We start from the raw sequence: 14512 nt of genomic DNA, 5'->3' as shown, positions 1-14512 counted from the left end.
GGCCTCTCAGTTTGCGGCCTTCGAGGCCGCAGCCTCGACGAACTTGTTGGTGTAGGTGGTGTTGAGATCGATCGTCGCCTTGGCGACCGCATCATTGAAGCTTTTCAGAACAGCCAGCGGCGTTTCGAGATCCGCAGGCTCAAACTTGCCATCTTCGGAGAAGATTGCCTTGGCCGCTTCAACGGCCTTGATGTAGGTCTGCTTGTCGCCGGACACGAAATCATCGGGAAGCTTTGCGACGATTTCCTCCGCAGAATGCTGCTTCATCCAGTGCAGCGCCCGAACGGTCGCATTGGTGACCTTCTGGATCACTTCCGGATTGGCGTTGATATAGTCCTGCGTGGCGTAAAGGACCGAGGTGGGATAGATGCCGCCATAGACATCCCTTGCGCCCTGATCGCTGCGGGCATCGATGAGGATCTTGCCCAGCCCGCGCTCCACGACGATGGTTGCGGCAGGGTCGTAATTGACGAGCAGATCGATCTTGCCCTGCTGCAGGGCGGCAACGGCCGCAGCGCCCGAACCGACGCCGATGATGGAGATGTCGTTGTCGCTGAGATTATGCTGCTTCATGTAGTAGCGAATGAAGAAGTCCGAAGAGGAGCCGGGCGACGTGATGCCGACCTTCTTGCCCTTGATCGTCTCGGGCTTGGCCGGATCGAAATCCGTGTCGTTCTTGCCGGCGAGAACCAGGCCCGAGTTACGGGCAAGCTGCACGAAGCCGACCACGTGCTTGTTCTGCGACTGCATCTGGATCGTATGATCGTAGAAGCCCACGGCAACGTCCGTGGAACCGGCAACAAGCGCCTGCAGAACCTTCGATCCGCCCTGGGCAAAGTTCTCGGTCGTTACATCAAGGCCCTCCTCCTTGTAGAAGCCGAGGCTCGCCGCCACGGGGAAAGGCAGGTTGTTGAGGTTGTACGAGCCAACGCTCATCCTGACGGATTCGGCATTGGCAGATGCCGCCAGCGCACAGAGCGCCGCGGTTGCAAGCAGATATTTACGCATAAGGGTCTCCTCCCGGTTTGACTATATTTTGCGCCACTATGGCCGCGTCTAGGCTGCGTCTTCAATCGCAGCGGTTGGTTTGGCGAAGGCGAAGCCTTCGAAAAGCCTGCGCGCCGTTCTTACGAGGCCGGCCGTTATTGCGCCGTTTCGCATCTCCAGCTGCACGTCGAGGCAGCCGGCGGGATGTTCGATGCGGATCTGGGTCGGCACCGAAAGGCCTCCGGCCACATCATAAGCGATCGAGCCTTTGGTGACAGCCGCGGTTGCGATTCCAACGGCACCGGTCGTCGCCAGTGCAGGATGACACTCGTTGGGCATGAAATACCGCACCGAGAGAGTGCCGCCTCTGCGGGCCGGTGCAACGAGCACCGGTTTCGGAATGACCATGTCTTTCACATCACCCATTCCCATCAACTTTCCAGCCTCGATGCGGATGTGGGTCATCCGCGCGATGAGATCCTTGTGAGCGCTCAGGGTTTGCGGATCCTCGTACCCCGTCGCGCCAAGATCGGCTGCGCGGATGAGAACCATCGGAATGGCGCAGTCTATGGCCGTTATGTTGACGCCATCGATCAGATCGGCCGGCTTTCCGGTGGGCAGCAGCTTACCGGTCTTCGCACCCGCCGCATCCATGAATGTCAATGCGATGGGCGCCGCCAGACCCGGAACACCGTCGATCGAGGCGTCGCCGAGATAAATAACCTCGCGGCCGCGTGTCGGAACCTTCGCCTCGATCAGCTTGCCGGTATTCACGTTATGGATTCGCACAAGAGTATCGTTGCCCTGCGCTTCGACAAGCCCCGCTTCGATGGCAAAGGGGCCGACGGCGGCCAGCATGTTTCCACAGTTTGGCGAATAGTCGACATACTGCCTGTCGGTCCGAACCTGCGCAAACAGATAGTCGATGTCAGCGCCCCTGACGGTGGAAGGGCCGATAATCGCAACTTTGGACGTGACCGGATTGCCCCCGCCAATGCCGTCGATCTGCAACGGATGGCCAGACCCCATGATGGAAAGAAGGGCCGCGTCCCGGTCTGCCCGATCACGGGGAAGATCGGATGCGAGAAAGAACGGTCCACGCGACGTTCCACCGCGCATCAGCACACAGGGTATCTTCAGCAGATCGTTCATGGGTTGCCTCAATATTGCATTTGGCGGATCAATGTGCCGCGTTGTTGCAATATGAGCAAAAGAGTCTAATCTGTTAAATGCAATGTTTTGGAGCTTTATTGCGATATGAGCATCAATTGTGAAATTCTGGATTTGCGAGCGTTTCAAGCGGTGGTTGAACTTGCCAGTTTCCACAGGGCCGCCGAGGCGCTGCATATCTCGCAACCGGCGCTCACCCGCCGTATCCAGAAACTGGAACAGGCGATTGGCGCGCCACTTCTGGAAAGAACGACGCGCCACGTTGCCCCCACCGCCATGGGACAGGAAGTCATGCCGCTCGTTCGGCGCATGCTCGAGGAATTTGACGGATCGCTTTTTGCCATGAAGGACGGTGCGCAACGGCGCGGGCTTATCACCATGGCCTGCGTTCCCACCGCCGCCTTTTACTTTCTTCCCACCGTCATCAAGACCTTCAGCCAGCAATATCCCCATATAAGGCTGCGGATCAGGGATTTGACAGCCAATGAGGGTCTGCAAGCGGTCGCCAGAGGCGAGGTGGAATTCGGCATCAATCTGATGGGCAATTCCGATCCCGAGCTTTCATTCGAGCCACTCATCGATGACCCCTTCGTGCTGGCAATGAGGAAAGACCATCCTCTGGCAGCTTTCGAGACAATCGAGTGGGACCAGCTGGAGGCCTATCCGCTGGTTGTCGTGGACCGTTCAAGCGGCAACAGGACGCTTCTCGACAGCGCGCTTGCGCGACACAATCTAAAATTGAACTGGTTTTATGAGGTGACGCATCTCAACACGTCGCTCGGTCTCGTAGAGGCCGGACTTGGGATTTCCGTCCTGCCGCGATTGGCAACGCCGCAGGACGATCACCCATTCCTTATCACCCGACCGATCGTCAACCCGGTGGTCTCCCGTACGATCGGCATCGTGCAAAGGCGAAGCAGCGCTCTTTCCCCAGCCGCTGAAAAATTTGTGAGGATGCTGCTCGAGACCTGGAAAACACAGTGATCGCTTGAGGAAAATGCTGCTACCGCCGGCAGGTCGCGAGCCGCAGATGCCCGGTAAACAGCTCGGACTTGCAGGTTCGCTCGAATGAAAAAACCTGCACCGGAGCCTACGCACGGGCCTCGATATCCAGCACCAGCTTTTTCAGCAGCGCCGCGAGGTTACCGCGCTCCTCCGGAGTGAGCCCCTGCAGGAAACTCAGTTCGCTTTTCATGTCCTGGCGGAACGCCTTTTCCGCCAACTCGATGCCCGCCGGCATGAGGCATACAACGACACTGCGCCCATCGAGCGTCGATTTTCTGCGCTCGATGAGGCCGGCCTTTTCCAATCGATCAAGTCGGTGCGTCAGGCCGCCCGAGGAGAGCATCAGCGTCGTGTACATTTCCGTCGGCGTCAGCTGGTAGGGTGGTCCAGACCGGCGCAATGTGGCTATAACATCGAACTCGCCGCGGTCGAGACCGAAGCCGGCAAACGTCTCTTCGATTGACGGCGCCAGAAGGTTGCTGAGCCGTTTGGCGCGCCCGAAGACAGCCATCGGCTCCGTATCGATATCAGGCAGTTCCCGCGCCCATTGGCCACGGAGACGGTCGACATGATCTTCCCTGTCAGCTTCCACCATCCGATCCGTCGTCGTGTCCGGCATCGCCTGCTTCATCTCATCACCCTTCACCACTTCGAAAACCATATACGGCTTTGCCTGCTCCGTGAATATATCTTTGCGAGAAGATAGATATCTTGACAGGAAGATAAATTGCACATATATCTTCTCGCGAAGATAGTTTTGTCTCAGGGAGGAGACCAGATGTTTTCCATTCGTCGTCATCAGGAACCGAACCCCGGCCAGAGCCGGACGGTGCGTTATGAAGGATGCGAATACGGAAGCGCCGTATCCATCTTTGTCGTCAATGCCGATCCGGGTCGCGGCCCTGATCTGCATGTTCACCCCTATGCCGAAACCTGGGTGGTGCGCAAAGGCGAGGCCGAGTTCACAATCGGCGATCAGCGGGCGCGCGGCTCGTCGGGCGACATCGTCGTCGGGCCTGCCAATATCCCCCACCGCTTCGAAAATATCGGCACCGACCGGCTGGAGATAATCTGCATCCATCCGAGCGAGACCTTTCAGCAGACCTTTCTGTAACCCCGTTCCACCATGAGGAGAAAGACAATGGCCAAAATGATTTTCCTGAACCTGCCGGTGATAGACCTGACCGTTTCGACCGCTTTCTATGAGGCGATCGGCTGTGTGAAGAATGAAGAGTTTTCCAACGAAGACGCAAGCTCGATGGTGTGGTCGGAGACCATCACCTTCCAGCTTCTGCGGCACGACTACTACAAGACCTTCACTGCCAAACCGATCGCCGATGCCCGTACAACGAACGGCATGCTGATCGCCCTTTCGCGCGACAGCCGCGAAGAGGTCGACGCCATGGTTGGCGCCGCCGCAAAAGCAGGTGGGCAGGCGGATGTCCGTGAACCGCAGGATCTGGGTTTCATGTATCTCCGCACCTTCGCCGATCCCGATGGCCACGAATTTGAACCCGCTTACATGGATTTGAGCAATGCGGGCTGACGTCATCATCCACGCGCGTGACGAGGGGTTGTTCCCATGAGAACAGCCTTACGTTACAAGCTCGTCCTTGGCTTTCTCGCAATCCTGCCGCTTACGGGATATGCAAACGAGAACTCGATGACGGCCCGGCAGATGCGGGAGGATCTGTCGGCGCTTAAACAGCAATGGGCGCCCCTCGATAAAAGCTTCAGCCCGGATCAACGGCAGGCATTCGAGCGCCACGTCAACTTTATCGAAAGCGAGGTTGATCGCTTGAGCCCGGAAGCTTTCGCAATGGAGATCATGCGGTCTGTCGCGATTGCCCGAAACGGCCATACGAACGCCAATATCGGTGCTTTTCTTGGCGGCGACTTGCCCATTCGCCTGTGGTGGTTTGCCGACGGCCTCTATGTTGTAAAGGCCCATCCGGACTATGCGCATCTGCTCGGTGCGCGCATAGAAAAGATCGGCTCGCTCACGGCAGCGGAAACGGAAAACCGGCTCAAGCCCTATCTTGCGGGCACAGATCAGAGAATCCACTTTCTCAGTCCCGGTTATCTGGTGACGCCGAGGGTGCTCCGGCATATAGGCGCCATTGACGACACCGCGAAAACACCGCTGACGCTGAATCTGGGGTCCGGAACGCTGGAGACGGTGTATTTGCCTGTTGTAACGAAAGACCCGGGCGATGAGCGCAGCACCGGGCTGAACAGGGGCTATTCGGTTCTCATTCCGGATGCGGAAAGGACGCCGGGACGCTGGCCGCATGTGCTCGACCGGCTAAAAGAAAGTCCTCGCTTATACAGCAAACGGAGCGATGTAACCGCGTCTTTTCTCGATGACGGAAGAACCACGCTCTACATTCGAAACGATACGGCGCGGAGTGTCGACGATAAGCCGCTCGTCGAAAAATTCGGCGGCATCATTCACAAAGACATCCTGCCTTTCCAGCCGAGGCACATCGTCGTCGATCTCCGTTTCAACAACGGCGGCGATTTCTTCAACAGCATTCTCTTTGCACAGGCACTGCCCCGCCTTCTCCCTGATCAGGGGCGGATTTCTGTCCTTGTGGGACGCGCGACGTTCTCCGCAGGCATCGTCACCGCAGCCTTGATAAAGGGAAGCGGAGGCGAACGGGTATCTCTGATCGGCGAAAAAATGGGGGATGGCGGCAGGTTCTGGGCGGAAGGCGATAAAATAACGCTGCCAAACTCAGGGATAAGCGTCCGCTACAGCTCCGAATTCGAAGACTACGAGCAAGGCTGCAGCGATGTCCGAACCTGCTACTGGGCGACCGTCGCATTCGGGCCCCGCAATATCTCTCTTTCACCCGACATCTCTGTTGATCTGAGCTTCGACGATTATATGCGCGGTCGGGATCCCGTGCTGGAAAAGGCACTGGAGCCTGCACGATAGGTAGCCGGCGACACATTGATAACGTAAACCGCCTCCCGATATGTCAGGCGGCGTTGCGCACCCACGAGACGAAGAAAGCGCCGGCTCGCGCCTCTGTCGGGCGGGCCACGAACGCCAACATCGCAAGGTGCGCGCGCCGATAAAAAGTTCGCCCGGGAGAAGGAACGCAGTTGTCCCATTCGGGCGTCAGGCGAAACCGCCCGACGTCAGTCGTCCAGGGACATCTGCTATGCCTGGATCAAATCCGCGCACCGCCCGTCGCATCAATCATCTGTCCGGTCGTCCAGCGGGCGTCGTTCGAGGCAAGGAATGTGATGACGTCCGCAATATCGTCGGCGCGTCCGACACGCGAGAAGACTGACAGGGCTTCGGCGCCTGCGCGGGCCTCCGGCGCTGCCAGCCATCCGGCGTTCATGTCGGTTTCAGTGACACCGGGCAGCACCGAATTGACCGTAATTCCACGCCGGCCGAACTCCGGGGCGAGCGCCAGCGTCAATGTCTCAAGCGCCCCCTTGGACGCCGCATAGGCGGGATGCGTCGGCGCCGCGATGCGCGTGAAGCCGGTCGAGACGTTGATGATGCGGCCATTGTCGCGGAGATGATCGGCAACGGCCTGAATGAGAAAGAACGGCGCCTTGAAGTTGATCGTCATCAACTCGTCGAACGCGGCTTCCGTTGTTTCTTTCAACGGTGTCGCCGGGGCAATGCCCGCATTATTGACGAGAATATCAAGCGATGGCGAGCCAGTGAAAGCGACCGTGGCTTCCCTGAACTGCCCCCACAAGCTGTCTGTCGCCGCTTTCCCTGCCCGCAGATCGGCATTGAGAGCGACCGCCTTCGAACCGAGAGCCTCGATCTCGCGGATCGTTGCCTTTGCCGCATCGGGGTTCGCACCATAATGAACGCCGATAAGACCTGCACCCTCTTTCGCAAACGCCAGGGCCGCGGCACGGCCGATGCCGCGTGAACTGCCCGTTATGAGGGCGACTTTGTTCGATAGTTTCTGAGACATGGATCACTCCGTTGCGATTTAACTAGCGATCGTTATAATAAAATCCGGCCATGATCTGTCAATATTTTTATAGTGATCGATATAAAAATGTCTGAAATGACGCGAAAACAACGCGGTAGACCGCGCCTGCTTGATCGGAATGCCGGGCTCGACGTCGCAGCCCGGCTGTTCTGGGAACACGGCTATGAGGGAACCTCGATAGCGGACCTCACCCATGCGATGGGCATCACCCCGCCGTCCCTCTACGCGACCTTCGGTTCGAAGGAAGAATTATTCCGGCTGGCGCTTGATCATAGCATTGCGCAGCAAAGCGAACGCCGCGCCGAAGTGCTGCAGGCGCAAATACCCGCTTACGAGGCGCTCGCCTCTTACCTTTACGATATTGCTGAAGGACATACCCAGCCTGACAAGCCGCGAGGATGCATCGTTTCCACGGCCGTTCTCCAGCATTCGGAAGCAAACGCCTCTGTCGCCCGCACAACGGCAGGATTGCGCGAGGCGGCAATACAGATTCTCAAGACGCGGTTCGACCGCGCCGTCAGCGAGGGCGAACTACCCACGCAAACCGACACGGATACGCTCGCCCGCTTTTACGGCGCCGTCATTCAGGGCATGTCCGCGCAGGCTTGCGATGGCGCGTGCAGGGCTAGGTTAAAGGCTTTGGTCGACGTCGCGCTGACAGCCTGGCCCGGAAGGCGTGGGGCCGCTGGCCCTTAAGGTTGAATCGCAACCTCTTGAGGGGGTCGTCCGAGGACCGGAGACGGCAAAACGGCATTCGACCAGGAAAGCGGGCTAAAGGCGAGGCGGACCCCTGCCGGCCAAATCTTGGCGAGATTCATTTTCTTCTCCACCTCGCAGAACCTGCGACTTTCGCTTTCACGGGGTAAAACCTATAGAAAATCCATCATGTTACGCCCCTTCCCTTCCGACAGTACGTGCGTGCGAAAAACCCGCCTGAATTGGCTGAACCTATCAAAGCCCAGCGAGTTGGCGACACGGACGACGGTGGATGGAGACACGGCGCATTCGCTGGCGAGGGAACCGATCGTACCAAAGGCGACGATATGCGGACGAGCCAGAATGGTTCGCGCGACATGGTCCTGCTGCTCCGACAATCTCAGGCTCCCCGTTACGATCAGACCCTTCATGTCCTGAATGCTGGTCGGCGTTTTAAAGGTCTGCCGCGTACGCATGAAGCCTGCTCCTTGTCGATCTGAAGGCACGCCGGCAAGCCACCGCGCCTTAGGGTTCAATTCAGGGCGACCGGTTGCTTCCGGGATACCGATTGAACAGCGGCAAGGGCGACCGCCAGTGCGTTGCGTGCATCCTGGCCCGTCGGCCCTTCACTCATTGCCCCCTGACGGACGGCGGTTATGAAAGAGGCAAGTTGCGCCGTGTAGCCATGGACAAAGTGATCGGTATCGCGACGCCAGGTCTCATTCGAGACGCCGCGCCCATCGAACAGCGTCATGCTTGAACGACGCACATCGCCCATCGTCACCATGCCGGCCGATCCAAAAACCTCGCCGCGAATGTCATAGCCGTAGAGCGCCGAAAAATTGGCTTCCGCAACGGCTATGGAGCCGTTGTCGAAACGGATATTGACCACTGCCGTATCCAGAAAGCCTTCACTTTTCGCGTCAGGGCAAACGAGCGCATCCGCCATGGCGAAGACTTCGACGGGTCTGGCGCCGGGGTTCAGCCATAACAGCGTGTCGAAATCGTGGATGAGGGTCTCGTAGAAAATCGTCCAGAGCGGAATACGGCCGGGGTCTGCGGCGAATGGGCCAGGATCACGCGTCAGCGAGCGGATGAGCTGCGGCGCACCGACCTTGCCGACGTCGATCGCGGCCCGGCCTTCCGCAAAGGCCTGATCCCACCGGCGGTTGAAGCCCACCTGAAGGGGAACGCCCGCCGAGCGTGTCGCGGCAATCGCCCGATCGGCATCTTCCAGCGTCAGTGCCATCGGCTTTTCGCAGAAAATCGCTTTTCCCGCCTCGGCAGCCTGAACAAGAACATTGGTATGGAAACGGGCCGGCGTTGCGATGATGACGGCGTCGAGACCGGGATGTGCAAGCAATGCGGCAATGTCGGTATAGGCGGCGTCGACGCCGAGTTTTTCCGCAAGACCTGCTGCCGTACCCAGTGCGGGATCGGCAATGGCGACGAGTTCGGCATCCACCAGTCGCCGGGCGACGGTTTCACCGTGGAAAGAGCCGATGCGGCCGGCGCCGATGAGGCCGACATTGACGGGTTTTGTCTTGGGCATGGGGATCGTCCTGTGGGTTTATGGTGTCAGATTGTGAATGCAGCGCGGAAAGCCGAAAGCGCTGCGTCGGCATCGCCGGATGCCCAAGCCTCCATGCCGACCGGCCCGGCATAGCCCATCGCTTTCAGCGCCCGGGCAATGCCGTTCCAGTTGACTTCTCCCGTGCCGGGCTCGCAGCGACCGGGCACGTCGGCAACCTGAATCTCCCCTATCCACGGCAGGGCCCTGCGGCAGAGTTCGATCAGGTTTCCTTCGCCGATCTGGGCGTGGTAAAGATCGAGATTGAGGCGCAGACGCGGGTGGTCGATGCTGGAAACCAGCGCCAGCGCATCTTCCGCGCGCGCAAACGGTACGCCGGGATGATCGACGGGAAGGTTGAGGTTCTCCAGGGTGAAAACCACATCCTCTTCTTCCGCGAGGTCAACGATACGGCAAAGCGTGTCACGCGCCTTGAGCCACATGACGCCCGTGACCACCTCGACAGGCTGCACCGGCAACCCGCGATCTCCAAGGCCCGTACCATGCAGGTTCAGTCGCCGAACGCCAAGGCGTTTGCCCACCTGGGCGGTCTGGCGGGCCGTGCTGAGCAGCTCTGCCGCGCCTTCGTCATCCGTGAGCCGGCCGGTGAGATAACCATTCATGATGGTGAAGGTCGCGCCGGTCGCTTCAAGTCTGCTGATGTCATGTTCCGGCCAGTTCCACAGGCCGACACCGAAGCCCAGATCCTTGAGCCGGGAAGCGCGCCATTCGATCGGCTTGTCACGCCACAACATCTCGGCGCAGGCCGCCAGTGGGAAGGAAGTCGCAGAAGCGCTCATGGGTAATACCTTGCTGATGAGTATGAGGGATCGTGGCGCGGCGCGATCGCGCCGAACCGGATATTCGTTCGGGAATGTCTAGTCAGATGGTTCCACCCAGCTCCTCGGAGATGGACTGCAACTCCTTGCCGCCTGCCATCAGGTTCTGCAGATCGTCGATGCCAATTTCACTCTTCGAATATGTTCCGAGGGTCTTGCCGCGATTCAGCGCCGTGAATCGGTTGCCGACGGCATAGGCGTGGCGGACATTATGCGTGATGAAAATGACGCCGAGCCCGTTATTGCGGACCTGGTTGATATATTTGAGAACCATCGAGGTCTGCGCAACGCCGAGCGCCGACGTCGGCTCATCGAGGATGAGCACCTTCGCCCCGAAATAGACAGCGCGCGCGATGGCGACGCATTGCCGTTCACCGCCCGACAAGGTGCCCACCGCCTGATCCGGCTCGCGCACATCGATGCCGATCTTGCGCATCTCCTCACGCGTGACCCTGTCGGCAAAATCCATGTCCATGCTCTTGAAGGGGCCGAATCCCTTCAAAGGTTCGCGGCCCATGAAAAAGTTCCGCGTCACCGACATCAGGGGGATCATCGCAAGATCCTGATAGACGGTCGCGATGCCGGCATCGAGCGCATTCCGCGGACCGTCGAATATGCGTGGCTGGCCTTCGACGAGGAATTCTCCCGATGTCGGCTTGAACACACCGGACAGGGTGTTGATGAGAGTGGACTTGCCGGCGCCATTGTCTCCGAGAAGGCAGAGAACCTCGCCTGCGTTGACACTCAGCGATACACCGTTGAGCGCGATGATGGAGCCGAAATATTTGACGAGGTTCCTGACCTCGACGATTGGCGTCTGAGATGTGCTCATCAGCGTTCTCCCGTGACGCGTTTGCGGATCACATTGTTGAAAATGACGGCCGTCAGCAGCATGCCGCCGAGGAACACGAGGTACCAATCCTGATCTATCGACGTGTAGGTGAGGCCGATCAACACCATGCCGAAGACAATCGAGCCGAAGAACGCGCCGATCGCCGAACCGTAACCGCCTGTCAGAAGGCAGCCGCCGATGACGGCCGCGATGATGGCCTCGAATTCCTTCTGAAACCCACGGCGGGCATCCGTGGAGCCGGCATCCAGCACGGTGAGGATCGCTACGAGTGTGGCGCACATCGCCGTTATGATGAACAGGGTGGTTTTTACGCGCGCCACTGGCACGCCCGACTTGCGCGCCGCACGCGGGTCACCGCCGGCGGCAAATATCCAGTTGCCGAAACGCGTCCGTAAAAGCACCCATGTAGCGAGCAGGGCGATCAGGACGAACCACAGGATCTCCACCGGAATACCGGGAACCTTCGGTGTTCCATTTGGAAATGTCTCGATGATGCCCCGGCTGCCGAGCCAGGAGAACAGGCAGGTAAAGGCGTCGCCGGAAAAAATCGGGGCAAGCGGGCTGTCGGCGGCGGCTTCCTTCATGCCGCGAAGCTGTGTCGCTCCGCCGCTTGCCCATTTAAGGCCAACCAGGGTGAGGCCACGCAGAATGAAGAGGAATGCAAGCGTGACGATGAACGAGGGAAGACCCGTTCGCATCGTGAGCTGGGCATTCGTGACGCCGATGACCACGGCAAATCCGAGCGCAATCAGGATCGCCACACTGAGCGGAAGATTGAGAACCACCAGTGCCGTGCCAAATACGAGACCGGCAAAGGCGACCATTGATCCGATCGACAGATCAAATTCACCGCCGATCATCAATAAAGCGGCGCCGATGGCAAGAATGCCGAGCTGGGCGGCCGGAGCCATGAAATTGACCACGCCGGCCAGCGTGAACATGGCGGGATTGGCGGTGAAGAAAAAGAAGATGGTGACAAGCACCAGCCCGGCGACAGCGCCGAGTTCCGGACGCCGCAGGAGCGCGGTCATCATCGAAACCTTTTTTAGCCGCTCGTCGGATCGGGTCGACGACCCGTTCTGTTCGTTGGCCAGCGTCATGGGTTCGTTCCTCAGATTGGGTGTCATCTTTGCGCGCAACGGCGTTCGGCCGAAAAGGTCGCGCATCGAGGCAAAGGTTGCGTTCGGGGTGGCTCCCGCTTTGGCGGGAGCCACGCTTCCATCCGGCCTAGCGGATGCCCTGGGAGGATTTTTCGATGACTGCGGCCGCCGTGTCCTTCTCGACGAAGCTTGGGCCGGAGGCGACGTTGCCCGCCGGAATGGTGCCGTAACGCGCGTTCAACGCAAGAAATGTCACCGGTAGATAACCTTGCAGGAAGGGTTGCTGATCAACCGCAAACAGTGCCTTCCCGTCCGCGACAGCCTTCAGAAAACCCGCCGACAGATCGTAGGATGCAACCTTGACCTTGTCGCCGACACCCAGCTTTTCGACAACCGCAACCGCGCGTTCGCCGACCAGCGGCGCAGAAAGACCGAGCACAACATCCACCGAGGGATCGGAGGTAAGCGCCGCCTGAATCTTGGCTTCGATTTCCGCCGGGTCGGCTGTCGTCGGCAACACCGTTACCTTGCCGCCTTCAAAACCCTTTTCCGCTCCGGCGCAGCGCTGGTCCAGAGCCGCATTGCCCACCTCCTGGTTGACGCAAAGAACGTGCTTCAAACCGAGAGACTTCAGTTTCTCCCCAACCTTGACACCGGCAGGCAGTTCATCCTGACCGACGTGCAGCCTGATGCCGAGCTTTTCCGTGGCCGAAATGCCGGAATTCATCGAGATGACCGGAATGCCCGCGGCAACTGCTTTTTCAATCGCTGGACCTAGGGCATCTGGGTCTGGATTGGAAATCACTATCCCCGCCGGGGTCTGGTTTGCGGCCGCATCGATGAGTTGACCCATCGCGACCATGTCGAAGGTCTCGGGCGCGCGATAATCGACCCGGACATTACTGTCCTTGCCCGCCTGCATCATGCCATTTTTGACAATAGACCAGAAAGGATCGGACGCCTGACCGTGGGTGACCGCGATGATGGTCAACTGATCCTGCGCCCTGGCCGCCGCAGAGCATGACACGGCTATTCCGGCGACGAGTACGCCATGGGCGAGTTTCCTGAGAATAGATTTCATGTGGTTCCTCCTCCTTGTACCGGCCCACTCCTCAGACCGGCAAAATACGCATGCTACCGGGTGCAAATATCTTGCTACCGGGTGCAAGCAGGTGCATCATAGCTGCGAATGGGTTAAAAGCAAGCGTTCATTTCATCGGAATCCGAAATGGAATGTTCGTTCTATTTTAGTCGGAGGCACTATGCGCAAGCGGGAAACTACCAGGAGAGCGACGGCGAAGGAGGTGGCGACCGCAGCCGGCGTCTCTAAATGGACCGTAATCCGGGCCTTCACACCCGGTGCGTCGATCACCGAGGAGAGCAAACGGCGCGTGCTGGAATCGGCGGCCGCCCTGAATTACTCGCCGAACCTTCTTGCCCGGAGCCTTGCCACCAATCTGACCCATCAGGTCGCCGTCTTCGTTGATGACTTCGCCAATCCCCAGAAACTGCCGTTTCTCGAAACACTGACGGAGCGTCTGCAGGCCGCCGGCCTCGTTGCCATGCTCATCAACATCAATAACCACTTCGATCACGTGCACGCCCTGCTGCATGCCGACCAGCGTCAGGTTGACGCCATCATTCTTTTTGGCACCGCATTTCGCGATGAAACGCTGACGGACCGCCAGCTTGGCCACGGAATGCCGCCCATGTTCGTTCTGGCACGCGATAGCCAGATCGACGGCGTACCCGCCGTCGTATGCGACGCCGAGCTGGCGCTGAGAGACATCGTCAACCATTTATACGAACGGGGATATCGAAAGCCCGGCTTCATGAGCGGCGCGACGGCGCTTTCGACAGCGCTCAGGCGCCGGCAGCACTTTACGGATTTCTGGGCGGAAAAAGGCGTTGGCGAGATCGAACTGCTATCTGCCGAAAAATACAGCGCCGCAGCGGGAGCAGCATCCGTCCGCGAATATCTCTCGCATACTGCACCTTCCGAACGCGTCGATGTCCTTATGTGTGAGAACGATATCCTGGCTTTCGGCGCCATGGATGAAATTCGCGGAAACTTCGGGCTGAGAGTGCCTGAGGAGATGGCCATCGTCGGATTCGACAATTATGAACTCGGAGGTTCACCCGCATACGGCCTCACCACATATGAACAACCGCGCCACGAGATGGTCGAGGCCATCATCGGAATGATCACCGGAGCCATTGAAGCCGAAACAGTCACCTTGCCGGGTAAAATGATCGTCCGAAATTCCACATGACAACAAAAAAACCCGTCGCTGGTGCCACGGGGTTTTGAGATTTGG

At 59.0% G+C, this 14512-nt stretch carries 16 protein-coding genes; 6 read left to right on the top strand and 10 right to left on the bottom strand.

The genetic code is table 11. The features are described 5' to 3' along the window. Positions 1-6 precede the first annotated feature (6 nt). Positions 7-1008: an ABC transporter substrate-binding protein gene (locus ACQZ5K_RS13750; RefSeq protein ID WP_003523942.1), complete on the bottom strand. Its 1002-nt coding sequence runs from the start codon at positions 1006-1008 to the stop codon at positions 7-9. Between the two features lie 48 nt (positions 1009-1056). Then, positions 1057-2139, bottom strand: a complete 1083-nt coding sequence (locus ACQZ5K_RS13745; protein ID WP_448740618.1) for a 4-oxalomesaconate tautomerase — start codon at positions 2137-2139, stop codon at positions 1057-1059. 105 nt (positions 2140-2244) lie between these two features. Here ACQZ5K_RS13745 and ACQZ5K_RS13740 point away from each other — a divergent pair, with 105 nt between their 5' ends. After that, complete coding sequence (locus ACQZ5K_RS13740) at positions 2245-3141, top strand: LysR family transcriptional regulator (RefSeq protein ID WP_003510199.1); 897 nt, start codon at positions 2245-2247, stop codon at positions 3139-3141. 106 nt (positions 3142-3247) lie between these two features. Here ACQZ5K_RS13740 and ACQZ5K_RS13735 read toward each other — a convergent pair whose 3' ends face one another. Beyond that, complete coding sequence (locus ACQZ5K_RS13735) at positions 3248-3793, bottom strand: MarR family winged helix-turn-helix transcriptional regulator (RefSeq protein WP_448740686.1); 546 nt, start codon at positions 3791-3793, stop codon at positions 3248-3250. A 147-nt stretch (positions 3794-3940) separates the two neighbouring features. Here ACQZ5K_RS13735 and ACQZ5K_RS13730 point away from each other — a divergent pair, with 147 nt between their 5' ends. Genes ACQZ5K_RS13730 through ACQZ5K_RS13720 form a run of 3 tightly spaced genes read left to right on the top strand, consistent with a single transcriptional unit; the run spans position 3941 to position 6103 of the window. After that, positions 3941-4276: a cupin domain-containing protein gene (locus tag ACQZ5K_RS13730; RefSeq protein ID WP_080819752.1), complete on the top strand. Its 336-nt coding sequence runs from the start codon at positions 3941-3943 to the stop codon at positions 4274-4276. A 27-nt stretch (positions 4277-4303) separates the two neighbouring features. Further along, a complete protein-coding gene (locus ACQZ5K_RS13725; protein ID WP_448740617.1) occupies positions 4304-4708 on the top strand; it encodes a VOC family protein in 405 nt (134 codons plus the stop codon). 36 nt (positions 4709-4744) lie between these two features. After that, a complete protein-coding gene (locus ACQZ5K_RS13720; protein ID WP_448740616.1) occupies positions 4745-6103 on the top strand; it encodes a peptidase S41 in 1359 nt (452 codons plus the stop codon). 238 nt (positions 6104-6341) lie between these two features. Here the strand turns inward: ACQZ5K_RS13720 and ACQZ5K_RS13715 are convergent, their stop codons facing one another. Continuing rightward, on the bottom strand, positions 6342-7115 hold the full coding sequence (locus ACQZ5K_RS13715) for an SDR family oxidoreductase (protein ID WP_448740615.1): 774 nt from the start codon (positions 7113-7115) through the stop codon (positions 6342-6344). An 87-nt stretch (positions 7116-7202) separates the two neighbouring features. Between ACQZ5K_RS13715 and ACQZ5K_RS13710 the strand changes: the two genes are divergently transcribed. Next, positions 7203-7832 carry a TetR/AcrR family transcriptional regulator gene (locus ACQZ5K_RS13710; protein WP_448740614.1) on the top strand — a complete coding sequence of 210 codons (630 nt, stop codon included), beginning with the start codon at positions 7203-7205 and terminating at the stop codon, positions 7830-7832. A gap of 173 nt (positions 7833-8005) precedes the next feature. Here ACQZ5K_RS13710 and ACQZ5K_RS13705 read toward each other — a convergent pair whose 3' ends face one another. The 6 genes from ACQZ5K_RS13705 to ACQZ5K_RS13680 all read right to left on the bottom strand — a co-directional run bounded on the left by ACQZ5K_RS13705 (position 8006) and on the right by ACQZ5K_RS13680 (position 13275). Beyond that, on the bottom strand, positions 8006-8308 hold the full coding sequence (locus ACQZ5K_RS13705) for a MurR/RpiR family transcriptional regulator (protein WP_448740613.1): 303 nt from the start codon (positions 8306-8308) through the stop codon (positions 8006-8008). A gap of 56 nt (positions 8309-8364) precedes the next feature. After that, on the bottom strand, positions 8365-9384 hold the full coding sequence (locus ACQZ5K_RS13700) for a Gfo/Idh/MocA family oxidoreductase (protein ID WP_448740612.1): 1020 nt from the start codon (positions 9382-9384) through the stop codon (positions 8365-8367). A 26-nt stretch (positions 9385-9410) separates the two neighbouring features. Further along, positions 9411-10202 carry a TIM barrel protein gene (locus ACQZ5K_RS13695; protein WP_448740611.1) on the bottom strand — a complete coding sequence of 264 codons (792 nt, stop codon included), beginning with the start codon at positions 10200-10202 and terminating at the stop codon, positions 9411-9413. 82 nt (positions 10203-10284) lie between these two features. Then, positions 10285-11073, bottom strand: coding sequence for an ATP-binding cassette domain-containing protein (locus ACQZ5K_RS13690; RefSeq protein WP_003523955.1), 789 nt, complete (start codon positions 11071-11073; stop codon positions 10285-10287). Beyond that, a complete protein-coding gene (locus ACQZ5K_RS13685; RefSeq protein WP_448740610.1) occupies positions 11073-12194 on the bottom strand; it encodes an ABC transporter permease in 1122 nt (373 codons plus the stop codon). The genes ACQZ5K_RS13690 and ACQZ5K_RS13685 overlap by 1 nt, the downstream gene beginning before the upstream one ends. A 127-nt stretch (positions 12195-12321) precedes the next feature. Continuing rightward, complete coding sequence (locus ACQZ5K_RS13680) at positions 12322-13275, bottom strand: sugar ABC transporter substrate-binding protein (RefSeq protein ID WP_448740609.1); 954 nt, start codon at positions 13273-13275, stop codon at positions 12322-12324. 181 nt (positions 13276-13456) lie between these two features. On the opposite strand from ACQZ5K_RS13680, the gene ACQZ5K_RS13675 reads away from it, so the two are divergent. Continuing rightward, entirely contained in the window at positions 13457-14467 is a 1011-nt protein-coding gene (locus tag ACQZ5K_RS13675; protein WP_448740685.1) for a LacI family DNA-binding transcriptional regulator, read from the top strand. Positions 14468-14512: the final 45 nt, after the last annotated feature.

The sequence above is a fragment of the Agrobacterium sp. 22-226-1 genome (genome assembly GCF_053522345.1).
This window is presented reverse-complemented; position numbering and strand designations above follow the sequence as displayed.

Bases quoted from the DNA above. Each gene is read 5' to 3' on its own strand.
- ACQZ5K_RS13695 (WP_448740611.1), bottom strand. From the start codon at position 10,202: ATGAGCGCTTCTGCGACTTCCTTCCCACTGGCGGCCTGCGCCGAGATG.
- ACQZ5K_RS13730 (WP_080819752.1), top strand. From the start codon at position 3,941: ATGTTTTCCATTCGTCGTCATCAGGAACCGAACCCCGGCCAGAGCCGG.
- ACQZ5K_RS13685 (WP_448740610.1), bottom strand. From the start codon at position 12,194: ATGACGCTGGCCAACGAACAGAACGGGTCGTCGACCCGATCCGACGAG.
- ACQZ5K_RS13725 (WP_448740617.1), top strand. From the start codon at position 4,304: ATGGCCAAAATGATTTTCCTGAACCTGCCGGTGATAGACCTGACCGTT.
- ACQZ5K_RS13705 (WP_448740613.1), bottom strand. From the start codon at position 8,308: ATGCGTACGCGGCAGACCTTTAAAACGCCGACCAGCATTCAGGACATG.
- ACQZ5K_RS13715 (WP_448740615.1), bottom strand. From the start codon at position 7,115: ATGTCTCAGAAACTATCGAACAAAGTCGCCCTCATAACGGGCAGTTCA.
- ACQZ5K_RS13675 (WP_448740685.1), top strand. From the start codon at position 13,457: ATGCGCAAGCGGGAAACTACCAGGAGAGCGACGGCGAAGGAGGTGGCG.
- ACQZ5K_RS13680 (WP_448740609.1), bottom strand. From the start codon at position 13,275: ATGAAATCTATTCTCAGGAAACTCGCCCATGGCGTACTCGTCGCCGGA.
- ACQZ5K_RS13710 (WP_448740614.1), top strand. From the start codon at position 7,203: ATGTCTGAAATGACGCGAAAACAACGCGGTAGACCGCGCCTGCTTGAT.
- ACQZ5K_RS13740 (WP_003510199.1), top strand. From the start codon at position 2,245: ATGAGCATCAATTGTGAAATTCTGGATTTGCGAGCGTTTCAAGCGGTG.
- ACQZ5K_RS13735 (WP_448740686.1), bottom strand. From the start codon at position 3,793: ATGAAGCAGGCGATGCCGGACACGACGACGGATCGGATGGTGGAAGCT.
- ACQZ5K_RS13750 (WP_003523942.1), bottom strand. From the start codon at position 1,008: ATGCGTAAATATCTGCTTGCAACCGCGGCGCTCTGTGCGCTGGCGGCA.
- ACQZ5K_RS13720 (WP_448740616.1), top strand. From the start codon at position 4,745: ATGAGAACAGCCTTACGTTACAAGCTCGTCCTTGGCTTTCTCGCAATC.
- ACQZ5K_RS13690 (WP_003523955.1), bottom strand. From the start codon at position 11,073: ATGAGCACATCTCAGACGCCAATCGTCGAGGTCAGGAACCTCGTCAAA.
- ACQZ5K_RS13745 (WP_448740618.1), bottom strand. From the start codon at position 2,139: ATGAACGATCTGCTGAAGATACCCTGTGTGCTGATGCGCGGTGGAACG.
- ACQZ5K_RS13700 (WP_448740612.1), bottom strand. From the start codon at position 9,384: ATGCCCAAGACAAAACCCGTCAATGTCGGCCTCATCGGCGCCGGCCGC.